General features: G+C 44.8%; 22 protein-coding genes. 16 read left to right on the top strand and 6 right to left on the bottom strand.

Annotated features, from left to right (window positions below):
* Window positions 1-218 (top strand): Tn3 family transposase (locus KOD92_RS27110; RefSeq protein ID WP_215236749.1); only part of this gene is annotated, 218 nt, incomplete at its 5' end.
* Between the two features lie 138 nt (window positions 219-356).
* A complete protein-coding gene (locus tag KOD92_RS27115; protein WP_215236750.1) occupies window positions 357-1,328 on the top strand; it encodes a hypothetical protein in 972 nt (323 codons plus the stop codon).
* A gap of 239 nt (window positions 1,329-1,567) precedes the next feature.
* On the opposite strand, the gene KOD92_RS27120 is transcribed toward KOD92_RS27115, so the two are convergent.
* The 6 genes from KOD92_RS27120 to KOD92_RS27145 all read right to left on the bottom strand — a co-directional run bounded on the left by KOD92_RS27120 (window position 1,568) and on the right by KOD92_RS27145 (window position 7,174).
* Window positions 1,568-1,936: a hypothetical protein gene (locus tag KOD92_RS27120; protein WP_215236751.1), complete on the bottom strand. Its 369-nt coding sequence runs from the start codon at window positions 1,934-1,936 to the stop codon at window positions 1,568-1,570.
* Window positions 1,915-2,391, bottom strand: a complete 477-nt coding sequence (locus KOD92_RS27125) for a HEPN domain-containing protein (protein WP_215236752.1) — start codon at window positions 2,389-2,391, stop codon at window positions 1,915-1,917. The genes KOD92_RS27120 and KOD92_RS27125 overlap by 22 nt, the downstream gene beginning before the upstream one ends.
* Before the next feature lie 1,628 nt (window positions 2,392-4,019).
* Window positions 4,020-4,859 carry a hypothetical protein gene (locus tag KOD92_RS27130; RefSeq protein ID WP_215236753.1) on the bottom strand — a complete coding sequence of 280 codons (840 nt, stop codon included), beginning with the start codon at window positions 4,857-4,859 and terminating at the stop codon, window positions 4,020-4,022.
* Window positions 4,860-5,351: 492 nt separating this feature from the next.
* On the bottom strand, window positions 5,352-5,528 hold the full coding sequence (locus KOD92_RS27135; RefSeq protein WP_215236754.1) for a hypothetical protein: 177 nt from the start codon (window positions 5,526-5,528) through the stop codon (window positions 5,352-5,354).
* A 3-nt stretch (window positions 5,529-5,531) separates the two neighbouring features.
* Window positions 5,532-6,464, bottom strand: a complete 933-nt coding sequence (locus KOD92_RS27140) for a TonB-dependent siderophore receptor (protein ID WP_406566183.1) — start codon at window positions 6,462-6,464, stop codon at window positions 5,532-5,534.
* Between the two features lie 86 nt (window positions 6,465-6,550).
* Window positions 6,551-7,174: a recombinase family protein gene (locus KOD92_RS27145; RefSeq protein WP_215236755.1), complete on the bottom strand. Its 624-nt coding sequence runs from the start codon at window positions 7,172-7,174 to the stop codon at window positions 6,551-6,553.
* A 664-nt stretch (window positions 7,175-7,838) separates the two neighbouring features.
* Between KOD92_RS27145 and KOD92_RS27150 the strand changes: the two genes are divergently transcribed.
* The 14 genes from KOD92_RS27150 to KOD92_RS27215 all read left to right on the top strand — a co-directional run bounded on the left by KOD92_RS27150 (window position 7,839) and on the right by KOD92_RS27215 (window position 22,721).
* Entirely contained in the window at window positions 7,839-10,259 is a 2,421-nt protein-coding gene (locus KOD92_RS27150; RefSeq protein WP_215236756.1) for an ABC transporter permease, read from the top strand.
* A gap of 741 nt (window positions 10,260-11,000) precedes the next feature.
* Window positions 11,001-11,135 carry a hypothetical protein gene (locus tag KOD92_RS27585; protein ID WP_255567405.1) on the top strand — a complete coding sequence of 45 codons (135 nt, stop codon included), beginning with the start codon at window positions 11,001-11,003 and terminating at the stop codon, window positions 11,133-11,135.
* Between the two features lie 19 nt (window positions 11,136-11,154).
* Window positions 11,155-12,249, top strand: coding sequence for a cytochrome-c peroxidase (locus KOD92_RS27160; RefSeq protein WP_215236757.1), 1,095 nt, complete (start codon window positions 11,155-11,157; stop codon window positions 12,247-12,249).
* 11 nt (window positions 12,250-12,260) lie between these two features.
* On the top strand, window positions 12,261-13,169 hold the full coding sequence (locus KOD92_RS27165; protein WP_215236758.1) for a transporter family protein: 909 nt from the start codon (window positions 12,261-12,263) through the stop codon (window positions 13,167-13,169).
* 25 nt (window positions 13,170-13,194) lie between these two features.
* Window positions 13,195-13,590, top strand: coding sequence for a hypothetical protein (locus KOD92_RS27170; protein ID WP_215236759.1), 396 nt, complete (start codon window positions 13,195-13,197; stop codon window positions 13,588-13,590).
* Between the two features lie 70 nt (window positions 13,591-13,660).
* Window positions 13,661-14,518 (top strand): MbnP family protein, encoded by an 858-nt coding sequence (locus tag KOD92_RS27175; RefSeq protein ID WP_229254920.1) that lies wholly within the window; start codon window positions 13,661-13,663, stop codon window positions 14,516-14,518.
* A 5-nt stretch (window positions 14,519-14,523) separates the two neighbouring features.
* Window positions 14,524-15,579, top strand: a complete 1,056-nt coding sequence (locus KOD92_RS27180; protein ID WP_215236760.1) for a cytochrome-c peroxidase — start codon at window positions 14,524-14,526, stop codon at window positions 15,577-15,579.
* 178 nt (window positions 15,580-15,757) lie between these two features.
* A complete protein-coding gene (locus tag KOD92_RS27185; RefSeq protein ID WP_215236761.1) occupies window positions 15,758-16,249 on the top strand; it encodes a hypothetical protein in 492 nt (163 codons plus the stop codon).
* Complete coding sequence (locus KOD92_RS27190) at window positions 16,249-16,866, top strand: SCO family protein (protein WP_215236762.1); 618 nt, start codon at window positions 16,249-16,251, stop codon at window positions 16,864-16,866. The genes KOD92_RS27185 and KOD92_RS27190 overlap by 1 nt, the downstream gene beginning before the upstream one ends.
* A 579-nt stretch (window positions 16,867-17,445) precedes the next feature.
* Window positions 17,446-17,859 (top strand): hypothetical protein, encoded by a 414-nt coding sequence (locus tag KOD92_RS27195; RefSeq protein WP_215236763.1) that lies wholly within the window; start codon window positions 17,446-17,448, stop codon window positions 17,857-17,859.
* 188 nt (window positions 17,860-18,047) lie between these two features.
* Window positions 18,048-20,411, top strand: coding sequence for a TonB-dependent receptor (locus tag KOD92_RS27200; RefSeq protein WP_215236764.1), 2,364 nt, complete (start codon window positions 18,048-18,050; stop codon window positions 20,409-20,411).
* Window positions 20,412-20,464: 53 nt separating this feature from the next.
* Window positions 20,465-21,268, top strand: a complete 804-nt coding sequence (locus KOD92_RS27205; protein WP_215236765.1) for a DUF4198 domain-containing protein — start codon at window positions 20,465-20,467, stop codon at window positions 21,266-21,268.
* A 126-nt stretch (window positions 21,269-21,394) separates the two neighbouring features.
* A complete protein-coding gene (locus KOD92_RS27210) occupies window positions 21,395-21,952 on the top strand; it encodes a DoxX family protein (protein WP_215236766.1) in 558 nt (185 codons plus the stop codon).
* Window positions 21,953-22,142: 190 nt separating this feature from the next.
* The gene (locus KOD92_RS27215; RefSeq protein ID WP_215236767.1) at window positions 22,143-22,721 is read left to right on the top strand and encodes an RNA polymerase sigma factor; all 579 of its coding nucleotides are present in this window, start codon (window positions 22,143-22,145) and stop codon (window positions 22,719-22,721) included.
* Window positions 22,722-22,864 lie beyond the last annotated feature (143 nt).

Raw genomic sequence — 22,864 nt, forward strand, 5'->3', positions numbered from 1 at the left:
TTACCAATATTATCCTGGTCTGGAACACAGTGTATCAGCAGGAAATTATCAAACAATTACACCAGGAAGGATATGTAATTGACGAAAATGACTTTGAGTTTATCTCTCCTGCACCTTTTGAGCATATTAACCGACTGGGCAAATACAACTTTAACGCAAACCCAGAGCTCGGGGACAACGGACTACGGCCATTGAGAAAGCCAAAACTAAGTAATTAGTTACCTAACGTATGTTTTCGCCCATTTGTAACGAAAACCTCTAGTAGCTGTCTTATTGTGGCCAGAGTCCTTCGAGGTTTCAAGTCATTTACATTCGACGGGATTTGTTAATTTTGAGCTGTAAGCTTTCCTATATTTATGATGAATGATGATGCTATTGTTGATCGCCTTGAGCAAGACCTGGGCCAGATAACCAGAATAAAAGTTGGCGGTAAGGTATTTTCCTTCGGGAACCAAGATGTGATTGTTTTCAAGATTGATGCACCACCTTATATCTGCATCATTAAGGATTATGATTTTTCGAAAGTCCGGGAAGCGGTATCGGATAATGAGAAATGGAATACTGTGCTCTCAGAGCTACATATGATTATCCTGAATAGGTCATTCGAACTGATACGGGAGGATTTTATTAAGATTACCGGTACAGTTGAATTCTATGAGCTGAATTGCCGTAAAAACTTCCGGACGCCGACGAGCTACAAAAACAGCAAAATTGACCCAGATATCCTTGATAAAATTGGTGTGCAGACATTCGTTTATCGCCTGGGAGGTCACTGCGTTACAATCAAGTCTATAACTGATATGGGCATAAACCCATTTATTAATATGGAACTGTCAATCGGCGTATTATTACGAAGCTGTGTCCTGGATTGTCTTTACATCATGGCATGGTGCAATGATCAGACATTAATCAGTGCGATAGCATCTGAATCCTTTATTCGCCCATTAGGAAAGGATGTTCCGGATCAAGTAAAAAGTCATTTTAAGAATATAGCTGATTTCTTTAACACAGATGATCTGGACGCTATTAAGGCAATGAAAATCAGTAACATCCTTAAGATACTCGAAGGCAAGCCCAATATACAGTGGTACGAAAACCTGTATAGCATTTATTCCAAATATGACCATTTCAGCCTGATTCCAAATATAGCGCCCAAATCATCTGTCGAAAAGCTCGAACTGGTCTTATTGGCAACGCACATGATAAAGCATTCACTATGCTCTCTGCTGACTATGAAAAACGATGACCACCAAGACAAATTCCAGGAGATCTTAGGTGTGAAAAACAAAACTGAGGACGGTAATAATTACAGCTTTGCTTATGAATGATCACATATCAACCTTCCGTGCAGGGAGAAGTTTTCCAGTCTCCATGTGCTGTAATACAGTCTGCCCGGAACTTGTTCGTTCGTATGGTAATGCCATCACTCACCTTCCTACCTGAGCTGCAAAACATCTATGCATCACCGAACGTCGGAAAGACTCTGAACATATCTGGACTATTGTAAGGGCAAAAAAAAGTGACCTTCCTCCGAGGGTCACTTATATAGGAACATTGATTGTTATTTCTAAGCAGTTACTTCGTATACCTGAGCATTTAGGTTTACTGGACGTTCACAGACATCGCAATAATCGCTATTGAAGTCATTATCCGCATAGCTTTTCAGTTCGTCCGCGCTTTCGTAAACACGCACTCTGTCTATCATTCTGCGAACATCTTCTGATAGATGGGCAAAAAGTAGATCTATGATAGTGTCTGCTTTTTCAAAGCAATCTCTACCTTCCATTCCTGGAGCGCTCACGCCCAAAACATAGGAATCTTTGACCATACCATTATATGCAGGTGCAAGACCAATGGCATCCACAACTAAGCCGTTCACTTTTTCATCATCGACGAAAAGTTCGGCTAACGTCCTTACCAATGTGTTTCTATCCATTGCATAAATTCATTTACTCTTTTTAAAAATTTGGCGGCAGTCTCAGGGTTACACCCATAATCATATCGCCTTTGTTCAGTCCAAGCGGAGACTCCGTTCCAAGCTTTGGAAAAATTCAGATCACCAGCCTTTTTTGCTTCAAGTTCTGGTTGTAAACCAGATAATAAGATCAAAGCATTAATGTCGTGAACCTGGAATGACTTAATCATACTTCCTGAAACGCGACCGTTCTCGAAAATATCAACCCCTAATTTCTTGCATATGATTGATTTCAGACCGAATTCAATGGCGTATCCAGCCATATAATATGAACCCGCGTGATACCCATTGTTGTATAACAACTCAGACTCTTCGAGCCTATGTTGAGCCATTTCTTTTAATTCTACACCTGTTGCCAAACGATATGCCTGTGTTACAACTGCTAATATAACATAAATATTATGTAACAAATTCATCGTAGAAGATCTTATGTATTAGGAATAATACTATAGATCTTATATATAAGATTTTATGGATCTACTGTAAATGTTCGAAATCTAATCAGCTGATGCTGAAAGATCTGCCTTTCAACTTCTCTGGGTTCCAAGCAGTACCACTTAATCTTCTAACTTTTAAGGACAAATCCCCAGGCTGATCAGGGCTTGCCACACGCCTGGCACGCCTTATCCATCTGCTGGCCAGATGGTTGTTTTTCAGCCATGAGGCCAGAGAAAGTATGTCCGTTTAGGCAAGATGGCGACCAGGGCTTCACGCCCGAACATTTCAATTGCTGTTAGATGTCATCTGTAAGTACAAAGATCGTTTATATTGTTAAGCAGCGGCTTAGTTGGCCAGGATTGCTGGAAGGCAGGCTTGACAGTCGGAACTGTTGTAGCATCCGGGTTTGGTATGATAAGTTGTATAAACAATTCCATATAAAAGGCTCCCCTTCCCCAAAAGTACGAATACACTCGCCAAATCAGACAAACATTTATCTATAAATTGCTTGTGTTCAACTTATTTCAGGACAGGTCATATTCCAAATAGTACAGTTTAACGTATCACTCAGCAACATACAGTAATTTGTTTGGTGTACCACTATTCTGTAATTTTAAAGTGGTAAAATCGGGCATTTTCAGAACTAAAAGGGAAGAAAAAATGAAGGGTGTTAGAGTACGATTATACCACCGAATAATTTGGCAGGTTAAGATCGTATAATTGAAGGTAACCACCCGCTGTTTTGGTATCAAAGTGGATCGACGAACCGGAAGATGTGCTTGATTCAAGAAGGTGAACTCGGATAACCACATTTTAAAATGTCGACGAGTCATTCAGGAAATGCCAGGTTTTTTGTTCTATGCTTTCCAACTATTTTCATACTTTCTGGATCACGCTTGTGAGTATTAAACCATAAACGATATGCGTTTCATCCAAAAGATTCCATTCTACTTCGTTATGCTGTCCATTTTTGCGTTCGCATGTTCAAGAAATAGTGAGGACTGTGGTTGTGACGGCTCAACGAGCCATATTCTAGATAACCGAGAAGCCAGATACATTGGCGACGGTACTTTTGTTGTTCCAGATTCAATATTAAGTTTGATAAGCGTACGTGCTTGTGATGTTGATACTGCTTGGGAAATAAGTAAGGATGAAAATAATTGGAATTATACTATCTCGGGCAATATTAAAAACACATGTCTAGGCCCAAATCCTGAGTTAAGGCTTCAGGCTCCGGGAGGCCCAATTCAGATTACATATATAAAGAAGAATTAGGTTGAACTAGGAAGCTACCAAATTTTACAAACAGCAGTTTCTGTGCTGCCCCTTTTGGTTTCTGTAACTGGGCCTGCCGGTGAAGTTCTTTTTCGGCACTTCATCATACACCGCTAACTCGTACCCAACTAACCACTATGAAGACTTGGATCGAGTAAACAGTTCATTTTAACCACGGTTATAATTGATGCAGATTCTCAATAGACAAAATCTATAAGGCAATTTTGGAACTCAAAAAAATATAGGATTGGATGACAGGCCTTAAAAAGGATCTATCTGATAGATTGCCGTTAGAATGCGCGAACCAACGAAAGCGAACACTTATAATTTCTCACGCACCTTTAAACTGTTTTTCTATTTTCTTCTTAGATTTTCGCGTTACCCACTTCCAGGTTAGTACTAACCCAGTACAGCTCACGCTCATTCCGCCAATCATCAGTAGCCCGACAATCAGGTCCCACATTGGACGCTTGTAAACAAGCCACTTGAAATCCAGACTATGCAGTCCATGATACAACCAGCGTTCAAGCCGGCTAAGTTTTTCATGCTTTAGTACCACCTGGCCTGTCTTCAAATCGACGTAGTACCACGTTTGTTGCGGCGTGGACATTTTCATACGCAATACCGGCAGGTGCTTTTCATGGTGTTTTGAGTAATAGTAATCATCATATACATTCAAAATGACGCTCTCTGCGACATTTACACCAGGATTTAGGTTTTGTACCATATCCTCAAATTGACGAGAGCTAAATTTTTCAAACGCCGTCGCAGGATCTAAACCCGCGGGTATCACTCTTGTTTGCTCTTCATCCTGGTAGGCAAGAAAGTAGGGTTTGCCATTTAGCTGTATGAAATGGATTTCCTTAACAGCGATCTCACCATTTAGGCACTTAACTGCATCGTCAGGCGATAAGCTAAATAGGTCTGGCTTCATGATGCCACCTGTCCACTTATCTGTTTCTTCCATATCCAGACGTGTAAACGGAGCCCAATCCCAAGGGGTCATTGAAAGTAGTCCACTGAATACCCAGGTAAAAGCAAAAATGCCAAAGATAAAGCCTGTATAATGATGCCAGCGAAACCAGCGCTTTTTGTAGGGGCTGAATTCAATCAAAGATTGATTCTTGCGCTTATAGCGGACGAATCCCATGACCATACCTGCAATGCACATGATTGTGCCCAGTGATGAAGTCCAGACGATTATATCGTTCCAAAGTGGCCGGTTTCTAAGTAGGACAGTCGGGTAGATCCAATGCGGTATGGGCCCGAGCCAGGCTAAAAAGCGCTGTCACGCGTTCACGCGCTGGACGACTTCTCCGATATGTTTTGAAACATAAATGTATGTTCCATGGCCATCATCCATCTGCATCCGGTACACGGGCGTTGTGTAACCCTACGAACGCGCAGCCGCCATCCACTGGTCTATTTCGGTAAGTACGTCTGTTTCAACTACCTTACCCTGGGCGACAAAGCTGCTGGCGAGCTCAACAGCCAGCACAGAATCAGTTTCCGAAAAGAGCTCCCCATTATCGGCAAATACGGCCTTATACTCGCCCTAGGTAGTAGTGAGCCGGTAAACCGGCCGGCTGAGCATCATACCCAGCCGGACTGACCGCATTGTATCTGTTATACCAGCTGTTGCCAATGCCTTATTTAGATTCAGTTAACAGCTGCTCAGATCCAGCGGTGAAAGGTTCTGCAATTTCTCGTGCTGGCGCATGGTCGGATAGCGCACATACATCATCGCAAAACCAGAAATAAACCAGATTACAAAAAGCAGGCTCAGGGCAAAACCCAGGTAACGGTGGACCACCAAAAACAGTTTTGCAGTAGCTTTCATGCATTAAATGCTATACCGTACCGTAACCAGAAAGCTCCTCGTTGCGCCTGGCGAGACCTGGTTGGCGAAAATCGCGTTGGCAAAATACCGTTCGTTAAGCAGGTTGTTGACATTTAGCCGCATGCCAATACGTCCTACGCGGTAACCCAGCGCCGCATCGAAAACTGTATAGGCTGGCAGCACGTAACTATTGGAACTGTTGGTAAAAGTTTCATCCATGTAATTCGCACCAGCGCTCAGGCTTAGTCCCTTCATGGCACCGTTCTGTACTTCATAGTTAATCCAGGCATTAAAGAGGTTTTTAGGAGCGAATGCGACCGTTTTACCTGCTGCTGCATTGGTTTCGCCCGACGAAAAAGGAAGAATTTTTGCGTTCGAGAAAGTATATCCTGCGTTAAGTTCCAAGCCTGGCATCAGGGTTCCGTTTACTTCAAGCTCAAAGCCTTTGGATTCTGCCGATCCGATCCGCTTATAAATACCGCCGGCAAGTGCTTCAAGCTGGTTATTCTTTCGCATATAATAGAATGCAAGGTTTGCCGCCCATTTCTTAGAAAGTTCTAACCTGCTGCCTACTTCTCCCTGATAACCGGTTTCAGGATCAAATGTTTCACCATTTGGGGCCACTCTGCGTGAGGGTTTGAAATAAGTCGAAAACGAACCATAAATTGACATTGGCACAATGGGTTGGTAAACCAAGCCTAACCTGTAGGTCAATGCGGATTTGGAGATAGTCGATTCGGCACCGTGCCCAGTGATATTGCGCTTGTCATCTACTTTATCAGTGTAGTATGTACCGCTGAAAATATCATAGCGAAGTCCTGCAAGTCCTTTTAGTTTATCTGAAAAACGAATAAAATCCTGCACATAGATGCCATGAACGTTTTCCATGGTTGCACGGTAATTCTGATCATTATGGGTGAGATAGCCTTGGTTCAAGACTGGGTTATTGATAGGGATCGCAGCATTAAGTGCAGGACCGAAAACATCTCCATTAGGGGTTCTTTTAGTATATGGACAAAGAATTACGCTAAGGAATTTTCATTATTCTTACGCCCTGAGCGATCAATCGGTTTGATGATTACCCCTGCATGGCGCAGTACCTTATAAAATGTCCTTCGGCTTCCGATCTGAAACGAGTTCATAATCTCAGTCGTTGACTGCTGGCCTAATTCATATAGATTTTTCACCGAAGGTGCCATCTTCTGGTATTTTACAGCTAATCCTTTGGGGCGGCCTCCTTTTCGTCCCCGTGCCCTTGCAGACTCCAGCCCGGCTCTTGTCCGTTGCACAATAACATTGCGTTCGTGTTCAGCAAGCGCGCAAAATATCTGAAACACCAGAAGACCGCCCGGTGAAGTAGTATCAATAGGATCATTAAGCGATACCAGGTGAATGCCCTTGTTGCCCAAGTCTTCGACCAGCTCTATCAGTCCACGCGTCGAGCGCCCGAGCCGGTCCAGTTTCCAGATTACGATGGTATCTCCTTTACGCAAGAATCCCATCATCAATTCAAACTCGGGTTTATTGGCTTTCACACCTGATATTTTATCTTCATAGATCCGCTCACAACCTGCCTGGCGTAATGCATCCGTTTGAGAATCTAAGGTTTGTTCCTGGGTGCTGACCCGTGCATATCCTACCCGCATTATTTTTGTGCTGTTTTGTATCTGTTACTGATCGAAATGCAATATACGGTACATTCATAAAGTAGATAAGTTTCGGATACAACTTTTTTATTAGGTTTAGCATCTATTTGGGTTAAATTAAAAGTTAGAACCAAAAGTACCGCGGGTTTCGCGTAGCAAAGTTGGTGGGATGTAGATCAGCTGTATTCAAATCTCAGCCCCGACATATTCACTTCCCTCGGAAGAATATTGTTGCTGTAATATTATCTGAACACTGTAAACGAATCAAAATCAATCTTTTTACATTTCGTTTACAATGTTTTACCATCCATGTATCGGCGCGTTTTGTTGTATTCGTAAATTTGAAAGAGTTTCTAAATAATCCAAAAATCAAGGTTATGATACAAACCAAACTTAGCAGAAAATTTCTCTGTGCTTGCCCTGGGTCTTTTTTGGTCGGCTTTTGTGGCATTGCACCCGGAGGTTACTAAAACTGCGATTGTAATACCATTCTCGTGAATGGAACGGCTGATGAACTTGCGCGGCTTTCTTTCATTAACGGAAGGGTAATTCTTTGGGGAAAGGTAATCCTCATAAGGTGTTTAGAAATTCAACCTTTCTAAGTGCTGTGCAAAACTGCCCGGCCTTTTGCAGGAATCACTTAAAATACAGGATATCTGATCCTATGTTCAAAACTTTTCTGAAAATTGCTGGTCGCCATCTCTGGCAAACCAGGCTATATGCGTTTATCAATATCATCGGTCTCGCCTTGGGCACAATCAGCGTGCTGCTGGCCGCGCTGTTCATTTCCGACGAGCAAGGATTTGATAATTTTCACTACAATAATCCCAACCTTTACCGCATTACAACTACATTTCTGCACGAGGGCAAAGTCGTTACTGCTGGTGGTACCGGACAGGTGCAAGGGCCTGCTTTTCAGGCGCAAATACCTGAAATAATTAACTATACCCGCATTATGGGGGGCGACATCCATGGCGATGTGCGGGCCGGCAACAAAGCATTTAAACTTAGATTGCTATTTGTCGACGATTCGTTTTTCGATGTTTTCAGTTTCAAAATACAAACCGGTGATAAGCATTCAACTCTGAAAAACGACAACTCCGTAGTAGTGACGGAGAAGACAGCCCTCAAATTCTTCAAGCGTACGGATGTCGTGGGTAAGGTTTTACAGATGGACGCTGATCCCTCTGCAATGCGACTTGGTAAGCCGTTGGTGATTAGTGCGGTGGTCGCGGATCCGCCAGCCAATTCATCCATTCAGTTTGATGTGCTATTCCCTTTTAGCTTCATGCAGTTGTCATTTGACGATACCAACTGGCTCAATGCCTACCTGGGCACATTTGTGGTATTGAACCCGCAAGCTGATCCGCAGTCGGTTATTAGAAAATTCAATCAGATTCATCAGATCAATGCAAAAGACCAGCTAGCCGATCATAAAAAAGCCACAGGTGCCGAGCGGAAAGTTTCCTACGGTCTGCAAAAGATCACTGATATTCATCTTAATCCGCAGGAAATCTCTAATCAAAACCGTGAATCGGGCGTGATCAATGGAAGTAAGCCGGTTTATTCCTATGTTTTTCTGGGTATCGCAATTTTCATTCTGTTAATGGCTAGCGTCAATTTTATCAATATTAACATTGCGGGTTCATTGAAAAGAGCAAAAGAGGTAGGCATCCGAAAATCGACCGGCAGCAGCCAGATTCAGATCCTTTTTCAATTTCTGGGCGAATCGGCCATTCTCTGCTTTTTCACATTGATACTGGCAACACTACTGACATTCACATTATTACCAATATTTAACCAACTGGCCGGAAAGCAGATCACCTGGCAGCAGCTGGTCCATCCGCGACTATTAATGTGGATTATCGGCATATTGATTTTCAACACAGTAGCTTCCGGACTTTATCCGGCATACCTTCTCTCAGGTTTGAGTCCAGTGCAGGTTTTGTATCAAAAGGCAAAGCTTTCGGGTCAAAATTTGTTTGGTCGCGGGCTGGTGGTATTTCAGTTTGTGATCGCTATTCTTTTAGGCATTGCTACCTTGGTTTTTTACAAACAAATGCATTTCATCCAGTCCAGAAATTTGGGATATAACCCCGAGCTGATCGTCAAAATGAACATTTCGGGTGTGCGGAACACGCATCAGATCAATGCACAATTCCGGAGTGAATTAGGTAATCATTCTCTGATCAATCAAATCTCACACATCGGCGAATTCGGTTTTCGTGAAACGAAGGTTAATCATCTCAACATCCTGAGCAACTATCGGAGTGTGGATCAGCATTATCTTTCCATGCTTGAAATAGGCTTAAAAGAAGGCCGGAATTTTTCACACAAGTATCCATCCGATAAAACATATTCAGTACTAGTCAACGAAGCGTTCGTCAGGGCAGCCAATATGTCCGAGCCGATTGGCAAGCAATTGACACCTGAATCCTATTTTGGCGAGCATAAATTCACCATTGTCGGCGTTATGAAAGATTTTCATTACAGCTCATTAAAGGAACGGATCAGACCGATGATCATGGTCATGAGTGAGCAACACGGAGGAAGTGAAATCTGGGCTAAAATCAATCCAAAAAATCAAAAAGAGGCATTAACCGTTCTTGAAAGAACATTCAAAAAGATCCTCCCCGACGCTGCGTTCACCTATGAGTTCCTCGACGATTACAATGCAAAGGAGTACGAGCAGGAGCTGCGGTGGCAAAAAATAATCAGTTATGCTACCGCACTTTCAGTCTTGATCTGCTGCATGGGATTATTTGGCCTGGCGCACCTGGCAACCGCACAACGAATGCGTGAAACCGGTATCCGCGTCGTGTTGGGGGCCACGGTATTTCATATCGCGGTGCTGTTTTCAAAAGATTTTATCAAACTGATTTTTCTCGCCATTCTTATTGCCTGTCCGGCAGGATACTACCTCGCTAACCACTGGCTGGAAGGTTTTGCATACCGTATCCCCATTGCTCCAATGCTCCTGATACTGCCTGGTTTACTGGCAATTTTAGTCGCGCTGATAACGGTTTCGTCCCAGGGCATAAGAGCCGCGCTGCTCAATCCGGTGCGTTCGTTACGATCTGAGTAAATGTTATCGTTTCTTTGGCTGCAAGACATTATTGCCTTAACAACATACAAATAAGTGGGTACTACGCTCTCCTTAACGATGCTTGGGAGCTGCAAGACCTGCCAAGTTGGATAGTACAATTTTACCTGCATCATCAATAGCAAACCGTACTAAATTAGCGGCCTGGTTACATAACATACAAAATCAACTTTATGCGATATTTCGATTTGACCACGGTCATCTCGGGCGCATCTGTTACCGTGATGACCGTGACCTGTTCTTCAACAGTCACACCAAATTGCGGTTCCCGGATGGTGATGGTTGTGGTCAGCGCGTCACCTCGAGTGAGACGGTGGTCTTGCCTAGCAGCCAGCGCGCGACGACCGAACCAGACACGGTTTCAAGATCATAGGTTAGATTAAAAGATTGTACGGCAGCGGCCGCCTCACGAATTGTTATTGTACTATCGTCTCTTCTTTAAGAAACCTTTAACATCAACACCACTATATTTTAGTATTTTATATAGAGTAGGTTGACTCTTTATTTTGAACATCTCACGGATTTCATCCGTACTCCGGCTATTCTTTTCATAAATCTCCTTGACTTCCGGAGCGATTTTTCTATAACGCTCACTTAATCCTTCTGGCCTTCCACCGGATCTACCACGTGCACGGGCTGACTCCAGACCAGCCTTTGTCCGCTCTCGGATAATGTTTCGTTCGTGTTCGGCCAACCCCGGAAGTCCATTTTCTGGTCGATGTCTTGAAAGTTTTCGACGGGCCGGCTACCAACATCAGCATAGCCCAATACAACAGCATCATGGGCGGGCAACCGGAAAAATCGCACCAGATTGCCAATAACTACGTCAATATGTTCACACTGGACCACATTCATTGATCCTGATCCTTAGATACAAGTGAATAAAACAGTCCTGTTTCTTCTTATACTGACTGCATCACTGGCCTGTGAAAAGCCTGCCGAGAAGGAGCCTGAGCCGGTTAAAACCGGGCCCACGCCGCTTTCCTGGACCAAGCCAGCGGGTTTTCCCGACCCGGTCTATGACCTCTCGCGCAACCCGCTGACCCAGGAAGGCGTGCAGCTGGGAAGGTTCCTATTCTATGATGGCATTCTATCGCGGACAAATTTGATCGGGTGCGGTACCTGCCACCAGCAGGCAGCGGCCTTTACACACCATGGCCATGAGCTGAGCCACGGTGTGGATGACCGTCTGGGCGTTCGAAATTCACCCGCCATTCAGAACATGGCATGGAACGATTCCTTCTTTTGGGATGGCGGCGTCCATGATATGGACCTGGTACCATTCAACCCGATTGAAAACCCGGTTGAAATGGACCAGAAAGTCACTACGGTGATCGAAAAATTACGGAATACCCCCAATCCTGCCTCCAAGATCCCCGTGGATTACCCGAAAATGTTTAAAGATGCTTTCGGCACGGATGAGATCAATTCGGAGCGCATGATGAAGGCCATCTCGCAGTTTATGATGACCATGGTTTCGGCCACTTCCAAATACGACTATTACCGGTCAGGTGACGCGGGCGCGCTCAATGCCCAGGAAAAAGAAGGGCTTGTGCTGTTCCAGAAAAATTGCAGCTCGTGCCACGAAGGTGTCCTGTTCACCGATCACAGTTTCCGCAACAATGGACTTATGCCAATGCGCAACAATGATTTGGGACGTGGCGCTATAACAGGCAATGCGGCCGACGAGCACAAATTTAAAGTGCCAAGCCTTCGCAATGTGGGACTTACAGCGCCTTACATGCATGATGGCCGTTACCATACTTTGGAAGAAGTGCTTGACCATTACAGTGACAGTGTTCAAAAACTATCCACACTGGACCCATTGCTCGTTCAGGCAAACGGTAAAACAGGGATTTTTTTATCGTCAACAGATAAACAAGCCTTGATAGCCTTTCTGCGCACACTTTCAGACGAACAGTTTATTCGTGATGCTAAACTCTCAGACCCGGGGATCGGGACTGCATTTTAAACGATCTTTTTATGAAGCTCAAATACAAATTCTTAATCGCTACGTTTCTTTCAGCCCACATTACAATGGCCTGTGATATCTGTGGCTGTGCCAACAGTGGCTCCTACTTTGGGTTGATGCCCCAATCACACAAATCGGTGGTAGGACTGCGCTACCAGCGGCTGCATTTTGTGACCCACCCCGACAGTAAGGTTCTAAGGACCGAGGAGCATTTTAATGTAGGTGAAGTCTACGCCCGATTGTTTCCGATCAAGCGCGTGCAGGTGATGACATTTGTCCCCTACCGGATTGACAAGCAGGTTACTTCTGCTGATGTCAAGAAACAGAATGGCTTGGGCGATATCACCGTTTTGGCCAATTACAATATCCTGAACACGTTCATGGACAAGGAAGCTTCCAGCAAATTCAATCACACGCTCATGGTTGGTGGCGGTGTTAAGCTGCCTACCGGCAATTTTAAGTTTGATGAAAACAATACCCTGGAAGTGGCCAATGCAAATTTCCAGTTGGGCACAGGAAGCACGGACTTTATTGTCAATGCCTTTTATACCATAAATAAAGACCAGTGGGGTTTGTCCACCAACATTTCCCGTAAGTTCAATACGGTGAACTCGCAGGGTTACCGTTTTGGTGACCAGGTTTTTGGCACCATCGAGCTTTACCGCTCTTTCAATATCGGCACCGTTTCCCTCACGCCTAGCCTGGGTGTTTATGGTGAACATGCCGACCATGGAAAGCAGCATGGCCAGGTGCTTGATATTACTGGCGGCAGGATGCTCAACGCGACTGCCGGCGTAACATTTTTCACCAACAAATGGACCCTGGGCATCAACGCGCAGAAACCTGTCGCACAGAAAAGCGCCTCCGGGCACGTGATTGCCAAAGAACGTGTTTTGGTCCAGCTTGGATTTTTATTCTGATTTAACTTGTACTGACCTTTTGTTCATGCGATCATTTATAGCATACGTTTTGCTTTTTGCAATCATGCTACCCACGCTCAGCCCGTGGGGAACGATCGCCTATTTCCAGTTAAACAGGAGCTATATAGCCAAAGTCCTTTGTGAAAACCGCGACAGGCCAAAACTGAACTGCAACGGCAAATGCTATCTGGCCAAAAAATTAAAACAACAACAGGGCAAAAAAGACAAAGAAACTGCCCAGCGGGTTGAAAATTTGCCAATCGCGCAGCTGTTCTGTATGCAAGCTGTCGCATTTGCTTTTCTTGACAATGTGATCGATCCAGTACCGCAGCGTTCTTTCTTTTACCGGCTGCCTGTTTACACATCTCCAACGGGTTCCCTTCTGAATCCGCCCCAGCAGGGCCGCCCGTGCCGGGGATAATCTCCATTCTATTTTTTTAGTAAAGCCCTAAAACGCTTTCCATCAAGAATGCCATAGCCGCAAGCTTTGCTTGGCCGCGCCTGTCATCGAACATTTCTATTTTATATATAATCCTTTAACAAAGACAGTAAAAACAATGAAACGCTTTCTAACATTCGCACTTGCAGCAGCTTTATTTTCATCGTGCTCAGATGATGATGACAACCAAATCGTAACACCGGTAACACCTGGTGAAATGTCGCTGACCCTGGATGCCCGCATCGGAAATGAAGACTTTGCCCTTAACAAAGATTTTGCCGTAGCAGGTCAGACCCTGAATTTCAATAAGCTTCGTTACTGGGTCAGCAACGTGGTCCTTGTCGACACAAAGGGAGCTGAATATAAAGTGCCTGATTCCTACTTTTTGATGGAAGAAGTGAGTGATCTGGACCTTTCGGGGACAATCAACGACAAAATGACTTATCCAGCCAACAAGCGAGAAACAATCACCTTGAAAAATATCCCGGCCGGAGAGTACAAAACAATCAAATTTGGAATTGGCGTAGACTCCAAATACAATGACAACCTGAGCCTTCGCACAGGTGAGCTAACGATCGCAAACGGGATGAGCAACATTGCCTGGATGTGGCATTCGAGCTATTTGTTCACATCAGTGGGTGGGACAGTGAAAAAGGGCGCTGATTCCAAGGCATTTACTGCTGAAACAGGGCTAAATGCCAACTACAAAACGGTCAGCATAGACCTTCCAACGCCGGTAAATTCTTCAACTTCAAAAGGCTTTGTGCTTAATTTGGATGTTATCAAAGTTTTTGACGGTATTGACGTGATGGCCAATCCAGCTATTAATGCCATGACTGCACCATTGATGTCGACTGTATCAACCAACTACGCCACAAAGGCAATTATTTTCGGATCAGAAGCCAAGTAATGACGATGGCAAGCATCAGAACGATAGCTTTTTGGGCAGCGGCATTGCTCTTTTCTTCATGCAGCCAGCAGCAGGTTGAGTCGGAACCGGAAGTTTATAGCTTCCAGGTTCCGGCAAACTTCCCGCAGCCCGTCTTTGATACTCACAACCCGATGAGCCATCAGGGGATCGAGCTGGGCAGGAAGCTATTTTATGATGTCAGGCTTTCGGCAAACAACAAAGTATCCTGCGCGAGCTGTCACCAGCCCCAGCTGGCATTTACCGACGGCATGCAGCTGAGCAAGGCAGGTGTTTCCGGCACGGCATTGCTCCGGCACGCACCTGCTATTTTCAACCTGGCATGGGTCAACAACGGGCTTTTCTGGGACGGTGGGTCAACCAATCTGGAATCGCAGGTGTTCGGTCCTTTGACAGCGCATGATGAAATGGCCCAAAACCTGTATGAGCTGGTTGACGAATTAAATGCGGTTCCGGCATTTGTTTCAGCATTCCAGAATGCCTTTCAGGAGCCGGTCAGCTCTCAGAATGTGGCCAAGGCACTTGCCCAGTTCCAGCGTTCGCTGGTCTCGGCAGGTTCGAAGTATGACCGCTACCGCTTGAATCAAACGGGTGGGGCGCTTACCAGCGATGAACTGGCCGGGCTGATGCTTGTCAGGCAGAAATGCCAGGGCTGCCATACCGGGGAGCTTTTCACCGATCAGGGCTATCATAACAATGGTATTGATGCTGATTTTTCAAATACGGAGCATGAAGGACTTTATACGGGCCGCTACCGGATCAGTTATGATCTGGCAGACCTGGGTAAATTCAAAACACCCTCGTTGAGAAATGTGGCCCTGACTGCGCCATACATGCATGATGGCCGGTTTACCAGCCTGGAAGATGTCCTGGACCATTACTCGGCAGCAGTAAAACCGTCGGCTACACTTGATGCCCGGCTGCCGGCAAGCGGGCTAAACCTGTCAGCGCAGGAAAAGAAGCAGATTATTTTATTTCTGCATACGCTCACGGACCTTGGCTTTACCCAAAACCCGGATCATCATAAACCTCAAAATTTTTAAACATGGACAGATTATTGTCAAAAGATGAATTGCAGCACCTCTTGCAAGGCAACGGGGTCGGACTTGCGCCCAGGCGCAGTAAGCCAAATGTAACTGCCTTGGCCTTTATTGGTTTTCATGCAGTGATAACCAGTTGTCTTCTGGGCATGCTGCTGAAAATCTGCTAATTAAAATATGTATGAAAAGATACTTGTTAATCCTTTTTGCCGGTATCGCATTTACAGCGTGCAGCACAAAAAACCAAGACGATCAGGCTCAGCACGAGCACGGAGCGCATTCCGATGCATCGCACGCAGCTCATGGCAATCCTAAGACTGCCGCATTGATGGCAACCCACGACAACATCATGCTTAAAATGGATGAAATCATGCGCCTCAAAACGCAGCTCACCGGAAAGGCAAATGCTTTGGACAGCCTTGACAAAATCAAATCCAGTGCAGCACTCAAAAAGCAAAAGTCACAGGCACTGGAATCAATCAGTCAGCTTGACCAGGCGGATGAAGCCATGATGGGCTGGATACACCAGTTCAAGGCTGACACGCTCGAAAAGCTTTCCGAAAGTGAGCAGGATGCATACGTTGCTGACCAAACATCAAGAATGGAAGTAATAAAGTCCCAGGTCGCAGACGCAATTGCGGAAACCAAAAAGTTTTTAAACGGTCAAAAATAATGAAAAGAGCTAGATTCATTATACTGGCATGGGCCGCATTTGGCTGTACCCCGGAGCGGCCGATCCCGGGCGAGCCTACAACAGTGTTAAAAATGGTGGACGGCAAGCGGACCCAGGTGGCTCAGTACCCCAAAGTCCCGGCTTTCTCGTTTGTTAACCATAAAAATCAAAAGGTTACCCATAAGGACATGGACGGCGAAATCTATGTGGCCGACTTCTTCTTTACCACGTGCCCGACGATCTGCCCAATCAAGAAATCCAACATGCTCAAAGTCTATGAACGCTTTAAGGACAGCCCTGATGTGCGCATCCTTTCACATACCATTGATCCCGGTCACGACACGCCCGAAGTGCTCGGTCAGTATGCGAAAGACCTTGGTGTAAAGACAGATAATTGGCAATTTGTGACTGGTGAGCGCGAAAAAATTTACGAGATCGGACAAAAGCATTACATGGTAAGTGCGGGCGTGGACCCGGATCAGCCAGGCGGCTTTATTCATAGCGGGGCTTTTATCCTGGTCAATAAAGACAAGCATGTCCGGGGCATGTATGATGGCACTTCCGAGCTGAGCACTGCCCAGCTGATCCGCGACATGAGAAACCTGGTAAAGGAATAACCATTTGAAATGCTGCGCTTACACCTGTATATAAACGGACTTTCCAGAGCGCAGCTTCGCCGGGCGAAGACATGGGTAACGATCTGCATCGCCCGGCGACCCGGTCGGATCGTGGCAGACAATATTTGTCACGAAAAATGAAGAAAGTGACGGTCGCCGCGCAATAAAAGCTTTCAAGTTGAGACAGAGCATGTCCCGCGCTGATGATCCATACAACAACGCCTGGGCTGAATCGTTTTGCGCAGGATGAAAGCCGAATTAGATATGCCAAAAGGAGGTTATGAAAGTATCGAGAAATTGAAGTGTGTTTATTTGAATACATTGATGAATATTACAATACAAGATGACTACATTCTTCTTTGAACTATTTAAATCCAGCAGCTTTCCAGGCCGAATATTACAGGCAAACGGGATGAGAATTGAAGTTTTAAATATTTACTAACCAGCAAAAGTGTAAACCAAAATGGAACCACGTCATTAAAACCATAGTCAGTGCGATCGAAATTATAAGTTACAACGTACATCAACCGAAGGTTGGCTTTTGAAAAATCAGATTACCTTCATCCCTATTGTTCGACCATGACAATTAAGTCCTTCATCACGCTGCTTTTTCTAGCCAATTATCTGCTTTTAGCAGGGATGGGATGCATCAGTACGCCTGAGGACGATTCTTACATCAGGCTGATCAAGGCGAATTTAAATCAAAGCCAGAATTTTCAAGAGGTAAGTCATCAGCGGATGGGTGGCCTGGAAGAATTCATGGCAGAAGCATTGGCCACACGTTACAAAGACTCCCCCGACACGCACGAACATCTTCCTCTTTCTGTGATCAATGGAATCGACGCCCATTTTATGCCGGTCTATTTGCAAATTCAAGTTACTGCCCATACCTATCAGGAAAAAAGCGGGACTTATCAGCTTTACCGGGCCAAGTCGGTAAAAGATGTCGCCCTGGTAATCTATTCTCCGCCTGATATCATTTCATTCGTCTGAAACTCCAGACCAGCATTCCTTTTAGATCATTGCCCGCTTATCCTTCATAAGATATTGCCTCTCTTTTAGACAGGCCCAAATTTTTGCATGTGGTAAGGTATTGCGTACCCCTTTTCTGTGATTCAGGAAAGGGTGTATAAATTCTTTCCACGGCCATTTTACAGCTCCAAAATTTTAATAGCCGCCAAATGAACCTTAAATCTATTATTCTCCTACTCATTATTACGTCGTTGGCTCAAATAGGCTTTGCTCAAAATAGCAGTCTGTCGGGATATATTCTTTCTTTTGAAAAGCAGCCTTTGAAAGATGTATCCGTCAGTCTTCAAAACACTTCTTTAAGTGCCTTAACCAATGAAAAAGGATATTTCATGATCCGACAGGTGCCTCCAGGCATCTACACATTGGCTGCTTCGACCATGGGCTATTCTGCATTGAAACAAAATGTGCTCATCGAGCCGCAAAAGCCAGCAATACTGGACCTCCAATTGTCCGAAAACCATAATGAATTACAGGAGGTGGTGATTATAGGAATCGGTAACCAGTACAAAACAAATACTTCGTCGATCGCTACCCGTACAGATATCCCTTTGCTTGAAACGCCCCAATCTGTTCAGGTCATTTCCCGCCAGGTGATCAAAGACCGTCAGGCATTTACGCTCAACGACATTGCACCACTGATGACGGGCGTAAAGGCCAACAATGCGATGGGTGGATTTAGTTTGCGTGGCTTTACCGGTTACAATCCCAACGACGCGAGCTTTACAACGTTTAATGGTATCCGGGGAACGCTTTACCTTTGGAGCCAGCAGCCGCTGCTTTACAACATTGAGGCTGTTGAAGTATTGCGCGGACCCGCATCGGTTTTGTTTAGTGAAGGTATGCCGGGTGGGGTCATCAATTTTATCACCAAAAAACCGCAGACCGAAAAACGTTTTGAATTTACAGCGGCTTATGGCAGCTGGAATGCCGCACGCATCTCTGCAGACGCGACTGGTCCATTATCCAAAAATGGAAAGTTGCTTTACCGAGCCATTGTCGGTTACGACCGTACCAACAGCTTTCGCGATTACCAGAAAGTTGAAAACATATTCGTCGCGCCTTCACTTACATACCAGTTTTCGTCTAAAACGAATTTGAACCTGGAAATAAATTATGCGCATGAAAAAAGTGTCCAGCAATATGATCGCGGTGTTTATGTCAAAGACAATGGGAACGGGACTTACGATTTTGATTATTATCCTAAAAATCTCACCGTTCAAAGCCCCTCTGATTTTGGCAAAACCAACAATACATCGGCTACCCTGACTTTTGATCACCGTTTCGATCAGAATTTGTCATTGGCAGTTGTTCAGCGCTATGTCCGAAGCAGGTTCAATTTTGCAGATCATTTTGTAAGCGGCGCCATCCGCAACGATTCAATCAGCCGGAGTTATTCTTTGTGGGATTACGACCAGTTTAATGCACAAACGTCGGTATATGCAAATTATAAATTTGGTACTGGCTGGATTAAGCACAGCATTCTGGTCGGTGTGGATTACAACCGTTTCGGCTGGTCGAAAAATGATTACCGCAGCTCTCCTACAACCCGGATTTCAATCCTGAACCCTGATTATACCAATGATGTACCCGCTGTGAACCCGGCCGTGGATTACTATGACGATAACAAGCAAGCGACCAACCTGATCGGGGGTTATGTGCAGGACCAGATCAGTTTTGGCACCAGGTTTAAGGCGCTGCTTTCTGTTCGACACGACGATTACAGCCTGGTACAGACGCCGCTTTCTGCAAGAGATGATCTTCAAGGGGACGCCTCGGAGGCGAATGCCTGGTTGCCAAGGTTTGGCCTGGTTTACCTTCCATTACCCAATATCTCGCTTTACGGAAGTTATACCAAGTCGTTCGCTCCCCAATTATCAAACAGCGGTGGCGCGGGAGGCCCCTTCCCGCCCAGAAAGGCGGAGCAGTTTGAGATCGGCTATAAAGGTGATTTCTTTAAAAACCAGCTTTCAACAATGGTTGCCGTTTACAATATCAATTATAATAATATCCTCGCAGCAGATCCTTCCACCGACAATCCAAACCGGCAAACAGTTGTGCCTGGAACACGGAGCAAGGGCCTGGAAGTCACTTTGCAGGGCAACATAAAGGGTTTGAGCATTCTGACCGGTTATGCTTACAACGATCACCAGCTTACGTCCACCAGCACGATCGGAAAGGATGGCGACCGGTATGTGAATGCGCCCCACCATATTGCCAATGTTTTGCTTAAATACAATTTTAGGGGTACTACTCTAAACGGTCTTGGAGTTGGGCTGGGCGGCAGGTATACCAGTGATCAGGTTGGAAATTTGGCAAGACAAACTTTTGTTGTTCCGTCGTCGAAAGTATTGGATGCTTTGGCTAACTACGAAATGCGTAGGTTCAATTTTCAGCTGAACGTATATAATTTCACCAATGCCAGGTATTTTAATGGCGGCTTGTCCAGGAATACAGTGGCCTCTCTTGGAAATCCGATCAATTTCAGGTTCGGGATTTCCTACACCATTTTTTGATTGACGGACAATTCAATGCAGAAAAAATAAGTTTGGAATTTCAAATCACTTTTATGAAAATCAACAAGTTACTCTTGCTAACAGGCTTATTACTGCTCGGTACCATCGCCTTTGCCCATGAATTCTGGCTGGAACCGTTAAAATTCTGGCTTAGAAAAAATGAAAAAGTGCGCATCGACCTGATGGTCGGTGAAGACTATCGGGGCGAGTATTCAAACGGTACTAAATACAAGATATTAAAGCTTGACCACTATGGAAATAACCAGAAACAGGACATTCGCAGCAAGGTATATGGTGATAGTCTCAGCCGCATTGATATTTCCTTTGCAACCGGCGGCAATCACCTGATTGCTTTCAGCAATACCAGCAAATTTATTGAACTCGAAGCTTCAAGGTTTAATGAATACCTGCGTACGGAAGGTCTGGACAATGTAGTAAAGCTGAGAATTCAGGGCAACGACACTTTAAAAGCTGGCAGGGAATTATACCAACGCTGCGTGAAAACATTGATCCAGGTTGATGACGAAAAAGACAACTCATATGCCATCAATACGGGCATGCGACTGGAAATTATTCCTGACAAAAATCCGTATGCCCAAAAATCAACAAAGCCGATTTCATTCAAAATCCTGTTTGACAATAAGCCTTTGAAAGATGCACTGGTACTGGCCTGGCACATGGTGGAAGGGAAAACCTCGCATACGACAGTCAGAAGTGATAAAAATGGTGAAGTAACTTTCCCGATCAATCCAACCGGCAAATGGATGATCAGCGCGGTACATATGGTCACAAATAGCAATACAAGACATGCCGACTGGCAGAGCTATTGGGGCAGTTATACATTTGGATATTACTGAACGGTTATATCTGTACGTCGATTGGGGATCTTTAAAAAGTAGATTAAATAAGCACTAAACGAATCTTTTTGCAACCTGGCAGGCGTACATTAAAACAAACCTAAAACCAAACTACATTTCTGGACCATGGGACACACACCTAATCTGTTTGATCGTTTTGAGAAACTTGACTCGAACATTAACAAATGGCTGGTTGCAAACAGCATCAATATTTTAAGGTTTTCAATGGGGCTGGTCTTCGTTGGTTTTGGTGTATTGAAATTTTTCAATAACATCAGCCCGATCCAATCACTGGCAACAAGAACGACCAATGCGCTTACCTTGGGCGTATTTCAAGGGCATGGGGCGATGGTATTTGTTGCCACCCTCGAATGCATCATCGGCTTGTGCTTCTTGTCCGGCATGTTCCTGCGCGTAGGCGTATGGCTGCTTGCGCTACAAATGGTCGGGGCAATGTCGCCACTGTTGCTGTATCCTGCTGAACTCTTCCCCGGGCCGGTACATTCGCCTACGCTCGAAGCACAGCACATTATCAAAGATATCATCCTGATCGCAGCAGGCATGGTGATCGCCTCGACCTGGACAGGCGCACGAATTATGGCCAGACCGCAAAGTCTTAGAAGCACGCTGAGCAAGCGCGTTCCCGGGGTTTATCAGGACATGAGCACTGTGCCTTACATTTAAGTAACTTGCCAGAATCCAAAAGTCTATCGTAGCGTTCTCGCTTACATGTTTTGGCAAGTCAGTATATTTCAAGTTACGGAATTCGCTCCTGATTAAAATAGGGTTGTACTGAAAGTGCATTTAAACGTATACTGGTATGATTTTTAGGTAATTTAAATCTTGAGAACGAAGCCTTCCTTTAACAATCATAATGACAAAGAAGTCTACCCGGTACTGTGAACCCGAACTGGTTGCGCTTCTTAAAAGCAACAACAAAGTTGCGTTTGAATACCTTTACTATCATTACGCACCGGCCCTGTATGGGATCATTTGTAAAATCGTTAAAGATGAAAATACGGCAGATGATGTCATGCAGGATTCCTTCATTAAAATCTGGAAGAACATTGCACACTATAACCCTGAGAAAGGTACACTGTTCACCTGGGTACTTAATGTTGCGCGTCATACAGCGATTGATAAGCGCAGAGAAGATTATAAATATGCAACTACCATAAAATGGGATGTGGTCCAGGAAGCTGACCTTAGCGCCGGGTCAATTTTTACCCCCTTGCCTGCTACGGTTGATTTAAAGTCGATTGTAGAAAGGCTCTTGCCAGAGAAAAAGCAACTTATCCAGATGGTATACTTTGAAGGCTATACCCACCAGGAAGCTTCCCAGCATCTTGGACTGCCACTAGGAACTGTCAAATCCAGGGTACGAAAAGCACTCCAGGAATTGCGACAGACATTTGAAGTTTCGGGTACACATGCCCAGTTCGCCAGAAATTAATGAAGTTGTATTGGTATAGATATTCCTGTGAAAGTACTCCAGTGTTCCTGGGCAAAAGACGCCGTTAATTCCTGCGCAAACTACGCCACCTAAAAGTGGCTAACGGCACTGAGCGAGAGTGATAATTTAAACTTAATGATTTT

This window comes from Dyadobacter linearis (genome assembly GCF_907165045.1).
GTDB lineage: Bacteria > Bacteroidota > Bacteroidia > Cytophagales > Spirosomataceae > Dyadobacter > Dyadobacter linearis.